The 14,097-nt window shown below is 75.2% G+C and carries 12 protein-coding genes; 7 read left to right on the top strand and 5 right to left on the bottom strand.

The features are described 5' to 3' along the window. Positions 1 to 147 precede the first annotated feature (147 nt). From ACZ4UX_RS08240 to ACZ4UX_RS08255, 4 genes are all read left to right on the top strand, one after another. Entirely contained in the window at positions 148 to 690 is a 543-nt protein-coding gene (locus ACZ4UX_RS08240) for a beta-class carbonic anhydrase (protein WP_329487263.1), read from the top strand. 339 nt (positions 691 to 1,029) lie between these two features. Further along, entirely contained in the window at positions 1,030 to 2,082 is a 1,053-nt protein-coding gene (locus ACZ4UX_RS08245; protein ID WP_465706073.1) for an AAA family ATPase, read from the top strand. 1 nt (position 2,083) lies between these two features. Continuing rightward, a complete protein-coding gene (locus tag ACZ4UX_RS08250; protein ID WP_329487264.1) occupies positions 2,084 to 3,406 on the top strand; it encodes a DUF58 domain-containing protein in 1,323 nt (440 codons plus the stop codon). Beyond that, positions 3,403 to 5,853 (top strand): transglutaminase TgpA family protein, encoded by a 2,451-nt coding sequence (locus tag ACZ4UX_RS08255; protein WP_465706074.1) that lies wholly within the window; start codon positions 3,403 to 3,405, stop codon positions 5,851 to 5,853. Before ACZ4UX_RS08250 ends, ACZ4UX_RS08255 begins: the two co-directional genes overlap by 4 nt. 106 nt (positions 5,854 to 5,959) lie before the next feature. On the opposite strand, the gene ACZ4UX_RS08260 is transcribed toward ACZ4UX_RS08255, so the two are convergent. The 3 genes from ACZ4UX_RS08260 to ACZ4UX_RS08270 form a co-directional block, all read right to left on the bottom strand. After that, complete coding sequence (locus tag ACZ4UX_RS08260) at positions 5,960 to 6,349, bottom strand: DUF3040 domain-containing protein (protein WP_329487266.1); 390 nt, start codon at positions 6,347 to 6,349, stop codon at positions 5,960 to 5,962. A gap of 366 nt (positions 6,350 to 6,715) precedes the next feature. After that, on the bottom strand, positions 6,716 to 7,468 hold the full coding sequence (locus ACZ4UX_RS08265; RefSeq protein WP_329487267.1) for a methyltransferase domain-containing protein: 753 nt from the start codon (positions 7,466 to 7,468) through the stop codon (positions 6,716 to 6,718). A 79-nt stretch (positions 7,469 to 7,547) separates the two neighbouring features. Next, positions 7,548 to 8,111, bottom strand: coding sequence for an SAV_6107 family HEPN domain-containing protein (locus ACZ4UX_RS08270; RefSeq protein ID WP_465706075.1), 564 nt, complete (start codon positions 8,109 to 8,111; stop codon positions 7,548 to 7,550). A gap of 543 nt (positions 8,112 to 8,654) precedes the next feature. On the opposite strand from ACZ4UX_RS08270, the gene ACZ4UX_RS08275 reads away from it, so the two are divergent. Together ACZ4UX_RS08275 and ACZ4UX_RS08280 are read left to right on the top strand one after the other, a co-directional pair. Continuing rightward, positions 8,655 to 9,284: a DUF4126 domain-containing protein gene (locus ACZ4UX_RS08275; RefSeq protein WP_329487269.1), complete on the top strand. Its 630-nt coding sequence runs from the start codon at positions 8,655 to 8,657 to the stop codon at positions 9,282 to 9,284. A gap of 10 nt (positions 9,285 to 9,294) precedes the next feature. Beyond that, a complete protein-coding gene (locus ACZ4UX_RS08280) occupies positions 9,295 to 10,791 on the top strand; it encodes a phytoene desaturase family protein (RefSeq protein WP_465706076.1) in 1,497 nt (498 codons plus the stop codon). Between the two features lie 35 nt (positions 10,792 to 10,826). Here the strand turns inward: ACZ4UX_RS08280 and ACZ4UX_RS08285 are convergent, their stop codons facing one another. After that, entirely contained in the window at positions 10,827 to 11,732 is a 906-nt protein-coding gene (locus ACZ4UX_RS08285; RefSeq protein ID WP_465706077.1) for a hypothetical protein, read from the bottom strand. 133 nt (positions 11,733 to 11,865) lie between these two features. Then, positions 11,866 to 12,780 (bottom strand): methylenetetrahydrofolate reductase [NAD(P)H], encoded by a 915-nt coding sequence (gene metF / locus ACZ4UX_RS08290; RefSeq protein ID WP_465706078.1) that lies wholly within the window; start codon positions 12,778 to 12,780, stop codon positions 11,866 to 11,868. 175 nt (positions 12,781 to 12,955) lie between these two features. On the opposite strand from metF, the gene ACZ4UX_RS08295 reads away from it, so the two are divergent. After that, the gene (locus ACZ4UX_RS08295; RefSeq protein WP_465706079.1) at positions 12,956 to 14,062 is read left to right on the top strand and encodes a polyprenyl synthetase family protein; all 1,107 of its coding nucleotides are present in this window, start codon (positions 12,956 to 12,958) and stop codon (positions 14,060 to 14,062) included. Positions 14,063 to 14,097 lie beyond the last annotated feature (35 nt).

The raw sequence follows: 14,097 nt of genomic DNA on the forward strand, positions 1-14,097 counted from the left end.
CCCGACGAGGCCGGACAAACCCGCTCGGAACACCTCGGCCACCGGCACGCCGCTCCACCCGGTTGTCGATATGCACTCGGTCACAGCCGCCCGGTCTGTAGCCCTCCGCCCCACCACGGAAGCCGGATTCGCACTAACGTCTTCACCATGACAGTGACCCCCGACCGGCCCACGCCGACAGCCGCTGCCGACACCACCGAACCGAAGATCATCGACCGCTTCGTGGCGGCCAACCGCGAGTACGCGGTGACCTTCCGCGACGGCGGCATGGACGCCCGCCCCGTCCAGCGCATCGCCGTGGTGGCGTGCATGGACGCCCGACTCGACCTGTTCGCCGCACTCGGCCTCGAACTGGGCGACGCCCACGTCATCCGCAACGCGGGCGGTGTCGTCACCGACGACACCATCCGCTCGCTCACCATCAGCCAGCGTGCCCTCGGCACCCGCTCGGTCGCCCTGATCCACCACACCGGCTGCGGTCTGCTCGGCCTCACCGAGGACTTCCGGCGCGAGCTGGAGCTGGAGGTCGGCCAGCGCCCGCAGTGGGCGGTGGAGTCCTTCATCGACCTCGACGGCGACGTCCGGCAGTCCATGCAGCGGGTCCGCACCTCGCCCTTCCTGCTGCACACCGACGACGTCCGGGGCTTCGTCTTCGACGTCCACACCGGTCTGCTCCGCGAGATCGACTGACCCACCCCGCCCACCGGCCGTCTCCGGCCCGGCCAACGTCGTCCGGGCCCCCGCCGGCACCCCCGCCGACGGCCTCCGTACCCGTCCCGCCGCCCCCGCGCGGGCGCCCCGCCTCCCCGCGGCTTCCCGGGCGCTTTCGGCCGGGTGGTGACTTCTGGCCACCACCCGGGGGAGAATGCGCCTGCCGGTCGGACCCCGAACCACCTGGGGCGGCCGGCCGCAGGCCCCCACGACGGCACCGGCTCCCGCCACGGAACCGCTTCCCGAGGAGCCGCGTCCAGCATGGGGTGGGGGCCCGCCTCGGGGTGAGGCGGGCGCAGTGTGCCAGGGAGCGTACGGGTGACGAGCTACAACGATCAGGCCGGTCTCGAAGGTCGTCCGGGGGGCGACCAGGGGACGACGGGGTACCACCCGGTCGGCCTGCCCGAGCTCGCCGCCGTGGTGGAACGGGTCCGGGCCAACATCGAGAGCGTGATCGAGGGCAAGCCGGAGGCCGTCCGGATCGCGCTGACGGTGCTGCTCGCCGAGGGCCACCTGCTGCTGGAGGACGTGCCCGGCGTCGGCAAGACCATGCTGGCCAAGGCACTCGCCCGGTCCGTCGACTGCACGGTGCGCCGCATCCAGTTCACGCCGGACCTGCTGCCCTCCGACGTCACCGGCACCAACATCTTCGACCAGCACCAGCGCGACTTCGAGTTCCGCCCGGGCGCGATCTTCGCGCAGATCGTGGTCGGCGACGAGATCAACCGGGCCTCGCCGAAGACCCAGTCCGCGCTGCTGGAGTCGATGGAGGAGCGCCAGGTCACCATCGACGGCACCAGCTACGAGCTGCCGTCGCCGTTCATGGTGGTCGCCACCCAGAACCCGGTCGAGATGGAGGGCACCTACCCCCTCCCGGAGGCCCAGCGGGACCGCTTCATGGCCCGGATCTCGATCGGCTACCCGAGCCCCGAGGCCGAGTTCGCGATGCTCGACGTGCACGGCGGCGCCAGCCCGCTGGACGACCTCCAGCCGGTCGCGCACGCCGCCGACATCCTCAAGCTGATCGACCTGGTGCGCACCGTGCACGTCGCCGACCCGGTCCGCCGCTACGCCGTCGACCTGGTCGGCGCCACCCGGAACAGCCACGAGCTGCGGCTCGGCGCCTCGCCGCGCGCCACCCTGCACCTGGTGCGGGCCGCCCGTGCCGCCGCCGCGCTGGACGGGCGCGACTACGTCACCCCGGACGACATCCAGCGCCTGGCCGTCCCGGTGCTCGCGCACCGCCTGATGCCGACCGCGGAGACCCAGCTGAGCCGGCGCACCGCCGAGCAGATCGTGACCGACCTGGTCGCCCGGCTGCCGCTGCCGCGCCCGCAGGGCCAGGCCGGCCCGGCCCTGCGGAGGGGCTGAGGTGGGACCGTCCGACGCACCGTCGGGCCTGCGCGCCGGCCTGAACGGCCTCACCACCCGGGGTCGCTCCTTCCTCGCCGCCGGGGCCACCTCGGTGGTCTGCGCCTACGTGCTCGACCAGGACGCGCTGCTGCGCGTCGGCGTCCTGCTCGCGGCGCTGCCGCTGGCCGCCGCGCTGCTGCTGGCCAACACCCGCTACCGGGTGGCCAGTGGACGCCGGCTCAGCCCGCGCCGGGCCGTCGCCGGCCACGAGGCCCGCGTCCACCTGCGGGTGGACAACGTCTCCCGGGTCCCCACCGGCCTGCTGCTGCTGGAGGACAAGGTCCCGTACGTGCTCGGGCCGCGCCCGCGCTTCGTCCTGGACCGGGTCGAGCCGCACGGCCACCGCGAGGTGTCCTACCGGGTCCGCTCCGACCTGCGCGGCCGCTACCCGCTCGGCCCGCTCCAGCTGCGGCTCTCCGACCCGTTCGGGATGTGCGAGGTCAATCGTTCCTTCACCGCCTCGGACGTCCTCACCGTCGTGCCGCAGGTGCAGCAGCTGCCGCAGGTGCGGCTCAGCGGCGAGTGGGTCGGCCAGGGCGAGAGCCGCACCCGCACCCTGGCGCTGGCCGGTGACGACGACGTCATCCTGCGCGAGTACCGGCACGGCGACGACCTGCGCCGGGTGCACTGGAAGTCCACCGCCCGGTACGGCGAGCTGATGGTCCGCCGCGAGGAGCAGCCGAAGAAGGCCCGGGCCACCGTCCTGCTGGACACCCGGGAGTCCGGCCACCGGGGCAGCGGCCCGGCGTCCTCCTTCGAATGGGCGGTCGGCTGCGCGGCCTCGGTCGCCGCGCACCTGCTGGAGCGCGGCTACCAGACCCGGCTGCTCACCGACACCGGCCACTGCGTGCCCGGCCCGGACGCCGGCGGCGGCAACACCGCCGCCGACGCCTCCGGCCTGATCCTGGACGCGCTCGCGGTGGTCGACCTCTCCGACGGCGGCGGGCTCTCCCGGGCCGAGGAGCCCCTGCGCAGCTCCGGCGAGGGCCTGCTGGTCGCCGTGCTCGGCGAGCTGGACGAGGCCCAGACCGCCCGGCTGGCCCGGTTGCGGGGCCGGACCGGCGGCGCCGTCGTCTTCCTGCTCGACACCGGCACCTGGTCCGGCCTGCGGATGCTCGCGCCCGACACCGGCGGGGACGAGTTCCGTGCCCGGGTGCGGCAGCTGCGCGAGGCCGGCTGGACCGTCCTGCCGGTCCGCGCCGGGGACTCCGCGCCGGAGCTCTGGCAGGCCGCCGACCGGACCGAGTCGCCCTCCCCCTACCGAGATGAGGCCGGCGCGTGACCACCCGGGCCAAACTGACCGTCTACTCGGCGCTGGCCACCGCCCTGGCCTCGCTCTGCCTGCTCCCGCTGCTCACCACCAAGGGCTGGATCACCCACGCCTACCTGGTCGTCGCCGTGGTCGCGGCGGCCGGCGCGGGCCTGCGCCGGACCCCGTTCTACCGCTGGACGGTGCCGCTCGGGCAGCTGCTCGTGCTGACCGTCCTGCTGCTGGTCGGCTTCGCCAGCTCGACCGCGCTCTGGGGCGGCGTGCTGCCCGGCACCCAGTCGGTGCACACCCTGGCGCAGGTCCTCGGCCAGGGGCTGGACGACATCCGGGAGTACAGCATCCCCGCGCCGCCCAACCCGGGCCTGCGGCTGATCCTGGTCGCCTCCGTCGGTCTGATCGCCATCGCGGTGGACGCCGTCGCGGTCACCTACCGCCGCTCCGCACTGGCCGGGCTGCCGCTGCTGGCGCTCTACTCGGTGGGCAACGGGCTGGCCGGCGACGGCGGCAGCTGGGCCTGGTTCGGCCTCGCCGCCGCCGGCTACCTGGTGCTGCTCTTCGCGGAGGGCCAGGACCGGGTCTCCCGCTGGGGCCGGATCTTCCGCGGCACCTCGCGCCAGGGCGAGGGCTCCGGCGCGCTCAGCCAGGGCGGCCGGCGGATCGGCGTCCTGGCCCTCGCGGTGGCCCTGCTGGTCCCGGCCTTCCTGCCGCGCTGGGAGGGCGGACTGATCCACACCGGTCCGTCCGGCGGCACGGCCGCCGGCGGCGCCGGCGGCGGCGCCGGCGGCGGCATCACCACCCTCGACCCGCTGGTGACCCTGGAGGCGGCCCTGGCCACCCCCAGCAACGTCGAGCTGCTCACCTACCGGATGGACAGCAGCCTCGCCGACACCGCCTACCTGCGCACCGGCTCGCTGGACGAGTTCGACGGCACCGCGTGGAAGCTCAGCAACCCCGGGGTGACCGAGCTCAAGACCACCTTCGCCCCGCCGGAAGGCCTGGCGAGCACCAACGTCCCGTCGGAGTCGGGCGACTTCCAGGCCTCCGACAAGCTGGAGTCGGGCTGGCTGCCGCTGCCGTACCCGGCCGCCGGCGTCAGCGTCCCCAACCCCGGCGACTGGCGGGTGGACACCCTCACCGGCACCGTGCTCCCGGACCGGGACAAGGCCATCAAGGGCCTGCGCTACCAGGCCACCGCACTCGACATCCGGCCCACCGCGGCCGAGCTGCGCAGCGTGGGATCGGTACCGCCGAAGATCTCCGACCACTACACCCAGCTGCCCAAGGACCTGCCGGCGTCGGTCCGGGAGAAGGCGCAGGAGGTCACCCGGAACGCGTCCACCGCGTACGACCGCGCGCTCGCGCTGCAGGACTGGTTCACCAGCTCCGAGTTCACCTACAGCACCAAGATCAAGGCCGGCACCGGCAGCACCGCGATCGAGACCTTCCTGCGCGACCGCAAGGGCTTCTGCGTGCACTTCGCCTCCACGATGGCGGCGATGTCCCGCACCCTGGGCATCCCCGCCCGGGTCGCGGTCGGCTTCACCCCGGGCGACGCCAAGGGCAACGACCGGTACTCGGTGAACGGGCTGATGTACCACGCCTGGCCCGAGCTCTACTTCCAGGGCTTCGGCTGGCTGCGCTTCGAGCCCACGCCGACCCGCGGCGTGCAGCCCCGCTACACCGCGCCGGTCGCCGCACCCGCCACCGCGCCGACCCAGCAGCCGACCGCCGCCGCGCAGAGCACCGCGCCGGTCGCGGCGCCCTCCAGCAGCAGCGACTGCGACCCCAAGCTGCGCCGGATGGGCGAGTGCGGGAACGACGGCAAGGCCGCGGCCGGCGCCCACCAGGACTCCTGGCTGCTGTCCTGGCAGGTGCTGACCACCCTGGCCGCCGTGCTGGCGCTGCTCGCCCTGCTGTTCACCCCGATGATCTGGCGGGAGCGGCTGCGCCGCCGCCGGATCGGCACGGGCGGACGGCGCCGGCCCGGCGAGGTCGGCCCGGCCGGGCCGACCGACGCCCAGGTGCTCGCCGCCTGGGACGAGCTGATCGACTCCGCCTGGGACCTCGGCATCCCGCCGGTCGACTCGCAGACCCCGCGCGCCGCCGCCCGCCGGATCGCCGAGGCCGCCGAGCTGGACGAGGCCTCGGCGGCCGCCGCCGGGCGGGTGGCGCTGGCCACCGAACGGGTGCTCTACGCCCGCTCCGCCGAGGTGTCCGAGCCCCTGGCGGCGGACGTCCGGACCGCCCGGGACGGCCTGCGGGCCGGCGTCGGCAGGGTCGGCCGGACGAAGGCGGCGCTGCTGCCGCCGTCCGCCGCCACACTCTGGTGGCGGTTCTCGGACGCGGTCCTGGCCGCCCGGCTCGCGACGCGCGGCCTGGCCTCCCGGGCGGCCGCGCCGTCGCGGCGGGTGCTGGGCCGGCTGCGCCGCCGCGGCGGGGGCGACCGGACGCCGTCCTGACACCGGACGCACACGGAACGCCGACACCGGGCACACGAGGGGAACGCCGAGGGCGGGCAGTCGGATCGACTGCCCGCCCTCGTGGCGTTACGGTTCGGCCGGTGGCTCAGAAGCCGCCGGTCTGTTCGTCCCGGCGGCGCTGCCAGCGCTGCTCCACCCGGTCCATCACCCCCGCCTTGCGGCGCGGTGCCGCGGCCGGCCGCGGGCCGGAGGCCTGTCCCGCGGGCCCGCGCCGCCAGCCGGTGACGGCGAAGACGGCGCACCCCAGCATCACCAGGAACCCGACCACACTGACCCAGATCTGGTCCGGCACGACCATGCCGCCCATCAGCAGCCCGATGCCCACCACGAAGCCGCCGACAGCCAGGTAGACCCGCCGACGGGTGTAGGTGCGCAGCCCGGTTCCCTCAAGCGCCGTCGCGAATTTGGGATCTTCGGCATACAGCGCTCGCTCCATCTGGTCGAGCAGTCGCTGCTCGTGCTCCGAGAGCGGCACGGAGTCCTCCTACTCGTCGGTCGCCGGTGCGACCGGTCCGCCGCCCCGGTCGGGGAGGCAAAGTCCAATCAGCCTTCAGAACACGCGGTCGGACGCCTGTACGGGGGCCCAGGCCCGTGTCGTCCATATGCCCCATGCATCCGGCTGTCATGCTTTCCGGCTTTACCCAGATCATACGGTCCACGGGCTCGTTGCGGGGCGGTCGGCCACGCGTGGGCCGGGCCGTACCGGGCCGTGCCCGGCCGCACAGGGCTCAACGCGGCCGACACCGGACAAGTGCCCGACGGCGTGGAATCGGCCGGGACCTGGGGAGCTTCCGCGCGGATCGCGAGGAGACCCGCCGGAGAACGGCGGGAGGAACCGGGGTCAGGCCAGCGTGGCCAGCAGGTGGAGCTGGGTCGCCACGGCGTGGAAGGCCGGCTGCTCGGCGGCGGCCTCCTCCAGCTTGAGCAGCGCCTCCAGCGCGCCCGGCTCGGTGTCCACCAGGACGCCGGGCACCAGGTCGGCGAAGACCCGGACGCCGTGCACCGAGTCCACCCGCAGGCCGGCGCCGGCGGCCAGCCGGCCGAGCTCCTCGCCGCTGAAGCGGCGCGGCATCGGGTCGCTCGCGCCCCAGCGGCCGTCGTCGGCCTCCAGGACGGTCCGGGCGTCGGTGAAGTGGCCGGCCAGGGCGCGGGCCAGCACCGCGCCGTTGCGGTTGGCGGCGAGCAGGCTGACGAAGCCGCCGCGGCGCAGGGCGGCGGCCAGGCTGCCGAGCGCCTCGGCCGGGTCGTCCACGACCTCCAGCACCCCGTGGCAGAGCACCGCGTCGACGGTGCCGGGGGCGACCAGCTCGGGCAGCGTCTGGGTGTCGCCCTGGACGGCGCGGACGAGGTCGGTGACACCGGCCTCGGCGGCCCGGCGCTCCAGCGCGAACAGCGCGTCGGGGCTCGGGTCGACCACGGTCACCCGGTGGCCGAGCCGGGCGACCGGCACCGCGAAGTTGCCGGTACCGCCGCCGGTGTCGACCACGTCGAGCACGGGCTGGTCCAGCTCGGCCGCCCGCTTCTCCAGGGCTGCCCGCACCACCTCCCACACCACGGCGGTACGCAGGGCGCTGCGGGGACGCGTCGGGTACAAGGTCGGGCTCCTTGGCACGTGCAGATGGATCAGGATGCCTCCACCTTAGACCGGGCCGGGAGCCGGACCGTGCCGCCGGTCACCGCCGCGGACCCGGGTCGCGGCCGTCGCCCGGCCCGTCGTCCAGGGGCAGCCGCGGGGCGGGCGGCACCGGGTGCAGGCCGAGCAGCCGTTCGACCAGCCGCAGGAAGAGCGCGGAGTTGCGGATCAGGTCGTCGGCGTCGCGGGCCGAGGCGGCGCCCCGGATCCCGGCCTCGGCGGCGGCCCGGCGGCGGGCGCCGGCCGCGTAGTACACCGCCCATTCGGCGAGCTCCGGGGCGATCTCGGGCAGCACCTCCCAGGCGCTGCGGATGGCCTGGCGGCGCCGGGCGTTCTTCTCCGGCCGGCCGCGCGCGGCGAGCACCGCGGCGACGGTGCGCAGCGCGGCGAGGTGGGCGGCGGCGTACCGCTCCAGCGGGTCCTCCCGGGCGCGGGCTCCGGCGAGGGTGCGGTGCGCGTCGGCGAGCAGGCCGAGGGCGGCGGGCGGAGCGGCGATCCGGCGCACCACCGGGTGGACGTCCCCGGTGGCGGGGCGGTGGGCGTCCGGGCGGTGGGCGGCGGAGTGGAGGCGGGTGGTGACGGGCTCAGGACGGCTGATGGTCATGGTCTCCCCCGGTCCGAGGCAGCGCGCGGACCGGGTGGTCCGTGCTCCTCCATCGTGACCGGGGCCACTGACAACGCGGCCGCGCGGCGATCCGCGTGCGGGCGGCGGCCCGCCGGCCGCCCCCGTCGGCCCCGCGCCCCACCGCCCCGCACCCCGCCGGAGCGCCGCCCCCCACGGTCGCCGCTCCGGAGCCCCCTCCGGGTCACCGGTTCCCCCCTGACCGCGCTCCGCCGCCCCGTGTCGGCGGTGCGCGGCCTGCGACCGGCTCCCGTGCGGACCCTCCGGTGACGTCCGCGGCCCCCGTGCCCGCTGGACGGCACCTGTCCGCCGTCCCGGGACCTCGGCGCCCGACGCGCCGCCGTCCCGGTGTGCCCCTACTGTCCCGTCTCCGCAGGTCGGGGGCCATCCGCTCAGGTACTCAACCGGGTTTCTGAGTATCCGTACTCAGTCCGTCCGGGGCGGGAACCGCGGGCCGTCCGGCCGGCGTCCCGGTACGGTACGGCGAGCCGGGCGGATCCCGGCGGGCGCCACGAGGAGGAACGGATGACGATCGTTCCGCTGATCTTCACCAGCGGGCTGGCGAGCGGGATCAACGCGTACGCGGTGGTGCTGCTGCTCGGGCTGCTCGGCCGGTTCGGCGGCGCCGAGTCGGTGCCGGCCGCGCTGGAGCGCACCGATGTGCTGGCCGCCGCCGCGGTGCTGTTCCTGCTGGAGGCGGTGGCCGACAAGATCCCGTACGTGGACAGCGTCTGGGACGGCGTCCACACCGTGATCCGCCCGATCGCGGGCGCCACCGTCGGCGCGCTGCTGGCCAGTGCCGACCCGGGCTCGCTGGGCGAGGTCGCGGCGGGGGCGATGGGCGGGACCACGGCGCTGGTCAGCCACCTGGTGAAGGCCTCGCTGCGGATGGCGGTCAACACCTCGCCCGAGCCGGCCAGCAACATCGTGGTGAGCCTGGCCGAGGACCTCTCGGTCGCCGGTCTGGTCACGCTGGCGATCTTCCACCCGTGGGTGGCCGCCTCGATCTCCGCCGTGCTGCTGGCCGTCGGCCTGCTGCTGGTCTGGTTCGCGATCAGCCGGATCCGCCGCTTCAGGGACCGCCGCCGCGAGCGCCGGGCCGCCCGCGCGGCGGGCGTGCGACCGGCGCGGGAGGTGCCCGTCCCCCGGCCGTAGGATGCGGTCCATGGCACGGATCGTCATCATCGGCGCAGGAATGAGCGGGCTCGCGACGGCCTCCCGGCTGGCGACCCTCGGCCACCGGGTGACGGTCTGCGAGGCGACCGGGACGTACGGCGGCATGGTCGGCCGCTACGAGCGGGACGGCTTCGCCTTCGACACCGGCCCCGGGCTGCTCACCCTCCCGGCCGTCTACCGCGACCTCGCGCTGAAGACCGGCCGGGAGCCGCTGGAGCAGCTGGTCGAGCTGGCGCCGGTGGATCCGGAGAGCCGGCACCTGCTCCCCGACGGCACCGACCTGCTGCTGCCCAACGCCTCCCGCGGCGGGGTGATCCAGGCGCTGGACACGGCGTTCGGCACCGGCTCGGGCGCCCGCTGGGCCGAGGTGATGAACCACGGCCGCACGGTCTGGGAGGCCACCCGCCGCCCGCTGCTGGAGGAGCCGCTGCCGGCCGACACCGCGCCGCTGCGCACCGATCCGTACCCGGCGCCGCGGCCCGGCCTCCTCGCGCGCCTGTTCGGTGCCAGGGCGTGGACCCTCGCCGACGTGGCCGCCCGTGGACTCGGCGGCCACGACGGGCTGACCGCCCTGCTGCACGAGCACGCCCTGCGCTTCGGCCTCGACCCGCGCACCGCGCCGGCCGGGGCCACCGTGCTGCCGTACATGGAGCAGTCCTTCGGCGTCTGGTACGTCCGGGGCGGCATCCGGGCGCTGGCCGACGCGGTGTACCGGCGGTGCGAGCGGCGCGGGGTGGAGTTCCGCTTCGACACCCGGGTCGACGAGGTGCTGGAGAAGGACGGCCGGGCCTGCGGCGTCGACACCGCGGCCGGCCGGATCGACGCCGACGTGGTGGTCTCCGCGATGGACGCCCGGGTGGTCTTCTCGGAGTACCTCGGCACGGCCGGCTCCCAGGACGACTGGCCGTCGTCGATGGAACGGCTGCACGACGCCCCCGGCCGCGTCGTGGTGCTGCTCGCCCTGCGCGGGGAGCGCCCCGCCGGGACGGCGCACCGGACGGTGGTGCACGCCGCCGACCGCGCCGCCGAACTGGACGGGATCTTCCGCGCCGGCGCCCCGCTCGCCCAGCGGCCGACCGTCCAGGTGCTGCGCCCGGACGACGCCTCGCTGCACCCCGCCGGCCACGAGGCCGTGGTGCTCACCGCGACCACGCCGGCGATGGGCTTCGACTGGACCGGACCGGGCGTCGCCGACCGCTTCGCCGACCGGATGGTCGCACAGGCGGACGCGGCCGGTCTGGGCCTCGGTGAGCGGGTGCTCTGGCGGGTGGTGCGGACCCCGGCGGACACCGCGCGGGAGACCGGTTCCTTCCTCGGCTCCGTCCCGCTGCCCGCCCTGGCGGGCGCGCGCGGCGCCTACCTCCAGGCACCGACCGAGGAGGCGCCCGGCTTCTACCTGGTGGGCGGCGCCGCCCACCCCGGCGGCGGGCTGGCCCGGGTCGGCATGTCGGCCTGCATCGCGGCCAACCTCATCGGCCCGGCCTGAGCCGCTCCGGACCGGCCCGGCCCGGCGGGCGGGGCTCAGCCCTGCTGCTGCCAGGTCGGCTGCTGCTGGTAGCCGTACTGGTCGTACTGCGGCTGCTGGGGGATGCCCTGCTGCTGCGGGTAGGGCTGGTGTTGCTGGTCGGCCTGCTGCTGCCACTGCTGCTGGGCCTGCTGCGCCTGCTGGGCCTGGTCGTAGCCGTACTGGTCGGGCTGCTGCTGGTAACCGCCGTACGCGTCCACCTGCGGCTGCTGCTGGTAGCCCGCGTACGGGTCCGGCTGCTGCTGGTAGGTGCCGTAGCCCTGGTCGTAGGCGAAGGCCGGCTGCTGCTGGGCCTGCCACTGCTGCTGGCCGTTCGCGTCCCAGCCGGGCTGCTGCTGCGAGGTGTCGTAGCCGGCCTGGTAGGCCTCGGCGTACGGGTCGGGCTGGGCCTGCGGCGCGGGCTGCTGCTGCTCGTAGTAGCCGGGGGTGTAGACGCCGTCGGCGGCGATCTCCTGCATCTCGAAGGCGGCGGTCTGCTCGACGGCCGGGACGTCCTCGGCCACCGGGGCCGGCGCCGGGCTCTCCTCGACCGCGCTGACCGTGCCGATCCGGTCGGCCGCCACCGCGGTGGCCACCACCGCGCCACCGGTCAGCGCGCCCAGCAGGGGCACCCTGGCCAGCGGGCCGGGCAGTCCGCCGTCGGCCCGGCGCAGCGACCAGCCGGCCGCGTAGCCGCGTTTCACGGAGAGGGTGACGAGGGTCTGGCCGACCGCGAAGAGGGCCGCGCCCGCGCCGATCAGCGGGACCGACCCGGCCGCCATCCCGGCCGGCACGCCGAGGAAGCCGGTCAGGGCGAGGGCGCGCCAGTGCACCGGCGCGCGGTTCTGCAGCAGCAGCTCGGCCAGCAGCCAGAGCGCCACGACCGCCAACGCGCCGTACAGCAGCAGGTATCCGATGCCCATCCGCCCGCTACCTCCAGTCGCGTGCCCGCGCGCGCCGCGCGTGTTCGGCGACTGTACCGGTTGAACGGTCCGGGTACCGCATTGCGTTCCCGGCCGGAACGGCGGGCCCGGCCGGCCGGGAACGGCGGCCCGCTCAGCGCTGGTGCAGGCCGAGGTTCTGGTAGATCTCCAGCGTCGCGGTCGAGTGGTTGAGCGTGATGAAGTGCAGCCCGGGGGCGCCCTCCGCCAGCAGCCGCTCGGACATCGCGGTGGCGTGCTCCATGCCGATCGCGCGCAGCGCGGCCGGGTCGTCGATCGCGGCGCGCAGCCGCTCCTCCAGGTCGGGCGGGAAGGCCGAGCCGCTCAGCTGGGGGAAGCGCTCCAGCTGCTTGGCGTTGGTGACCGGCATGATCTCCGGGATGATCGGCGCCTCGCAGCCCGCCGCCGCGACCCGGTCGCGCAGCCGCAGGTAGTCGTCGACCTCGAAGAACATCTGGGTGATCGCGTAGTCGGCCCCGGAGCGGATCTTCGCCACGAAGTGCCGGATGTCCTCGTCCCAGTCGGTCGAGCGCGGGTGCATGTTCGGCGAGGCCGCGACGCCCACGCAGAAGTCGCCGATCCCCTTGATCAGCTCCACCAGCTCGTAGGCGTAGGTGACACCGTCCGGGTGGCTGACCCACTCGCCCGTCGGGTCGCCGGGCGGGTCGCCGCGCACCGCGAGGACGTTGCGCACGCCCTGGTCGGCGTACTGGCCGATGATGTTGCGCAGCTCGGCGACCGAGTGGTCCACCGCGGTCAGGTGGGCCACCGGGGTGAGGGTGGTCTCGGTGGCGATCCGCCCGACGATGTTGACCGTGCGCTCGCGCGAGGAGCCGCCGGCTCCGTACGTCATGCAGACGAAGTTGGGGTCGAGCGGTTCGAGGCGGCGGATGGCGTCCCAGAGGCGCTGCTCACCGACCTCGGTCCGCGGGGGCATGAACTCGAAGGAGAAGGACCGCTTGCCGGCCGCCAGAAGCTCGCGGACCGTCGAAGCGCGGTCTGTTCTGGTGGAAGCGATGCCGTGTGCCATGGGGGCAGGTTAACCGTCGGCCGAAGGACACGGACAACCCGGTTCCAGGTATTGAGACAACTGGTGGACGACCGTCCGCTTTCCGTCCGAACGGGTGCACGGCCCTGCCCGACGGCCGTTCGCGGCCGTCCGGCTAGGCTTGCCGGACCCCCAGCGAACCCTCCGGAGCCTCATCGTGACCTCGTCCAGCAACCGGCCGGCCAACCCGATCGACGTGGAGGACGTCCGCGAGCGCGTCAACGCCGCGCTCGCCGGGTTCATGGACGGCCAGTCGGCCCTGCTCGGGAAGATCTCCCCGCAGCTGGCGCCCGCCGTCGAGGCCCTGCGCGACTTCCTGCTGGACGGCGGCAAGCGGCTGCGCCCGGCGTTCTGCTACTGGGGCTGGCGCGGCGCCGGCGGCCCGGCCGCCGGCGAGGCCATCGCGCACGCCGCGGCCGCCCTGGAGCTGCTGCAGGCCAGCGCGCTGGTCCACGACGACCTGATGGACCGCAGCGACACCCGGCGCGGCCTGCCCTCCGTGCACCGCCGCTTCGAGGCGCTGCACCGCGCGAGCGGCTGGCGGGGCGACCGCGAGCAGTTCGGCGCCTCGGCGGCCGTGCTCCTCGGCGACCTGCTGCTGATCTGGTGCGACGAACTGTTCCTGCGCTCGGGCCTGGACCCGGCCGCGGTGCTGGCCGCCAAGCCGGTGTTCGACCTGATGCGCACCGAGGTCATGGTCGGCCAGTACCTGGACGTCCTGGAGCCGGTCGCCGGGGACTCCACCGACGAGGGCGCGCTGGACCGGGCACAGACCGTGCTGCACTACAAGTCGGCCAAGTACACGATCGAGCGGCCGCTGCAGGTCGGCGCACTGCTGGCGGGCGCCGGGCCGGAGCTGGTCGAGGCGTACGGCGCGTTCGGCCTGCCGCTGGGCGAGGCCTTCCAGCTCCGTGACGACCTGCTCGGCGTCTTCGGGGACCCGGCGGTCACCGGCAAGCCGGCCGGGGACGACCTGCGCGAGGGCAAGCGGACGCTGCTGGTCGCGCACGCCATGCGGGGGCTGCCCGCCGCCGACGCCCGCCACCTGGACGAGCGGCTCGGCGCGCCGGACCTGGCGCCCGAGGAGGTGTCCCGGCTGCGCGAGCTGGTCGGGCGCAGCGGCGCGCCCGAGCTGGTGGAGCGGCGGATCGAGGAGCTGATGCGGCAGTCGCTGGCCGCGCTGGAGGCGGCCCCGCTGGCCGACCGGCGGGCCCGCGAGGTGCTGCTGGCGCTGGCCGAGGCCGCCACCGTCCGCAACTACTGAGCCGGGTGTCCGAAAAACGGGCACCCGGACGTACC

Source organism: Kitasatospora sp. NPDC028961 (genome assembly GCF_055564815.1).

Coding starts and splice junctions, on each gene's coding strand:
- ACZ4UX_RS08285 (WP_465706077.1), bottom strand. CDS start 11,732: ATGGGCATCGGATACCTGCTGCTGTACGGCGCGTTGGCGGTCGTGGCG.
- ACZ4UX_RS08280 (WP_465706076.1), top strand. CDS start 9,295: ATGGCACGGATCGTCATCATCGGCGCAGGAATGAGCGGGCTCGCGACG.
- ACZ4UX_RS08275 (WP_329487269.1), top strand. CDS start 8,655: ATGACGATCGTTCCGCTGATCTTCACCAGCGGGCTGGCGAGCGGGATC.
- ACZ4UX_RS08240 (WP_329487263.1), top strand. CDS start 148: ATGACAGTGACCCCCGACCGGCCCACGCCGACAGCCGCTGCCGACACC.
- ACZ4UX_RS08270 (WP_465706075.1), bottom strand. CDS start 8,111: ATGACCATCAGCCGTCCTGAGCCCGTCACCACCCGCCTCCACTCCGCC.
- metF (WP_465706078.1), bottom strand. CDS start 12,780: ATGGCACACGGCATCGCTTCCACCAGAACAGACCGCGCTTCGACGGTC.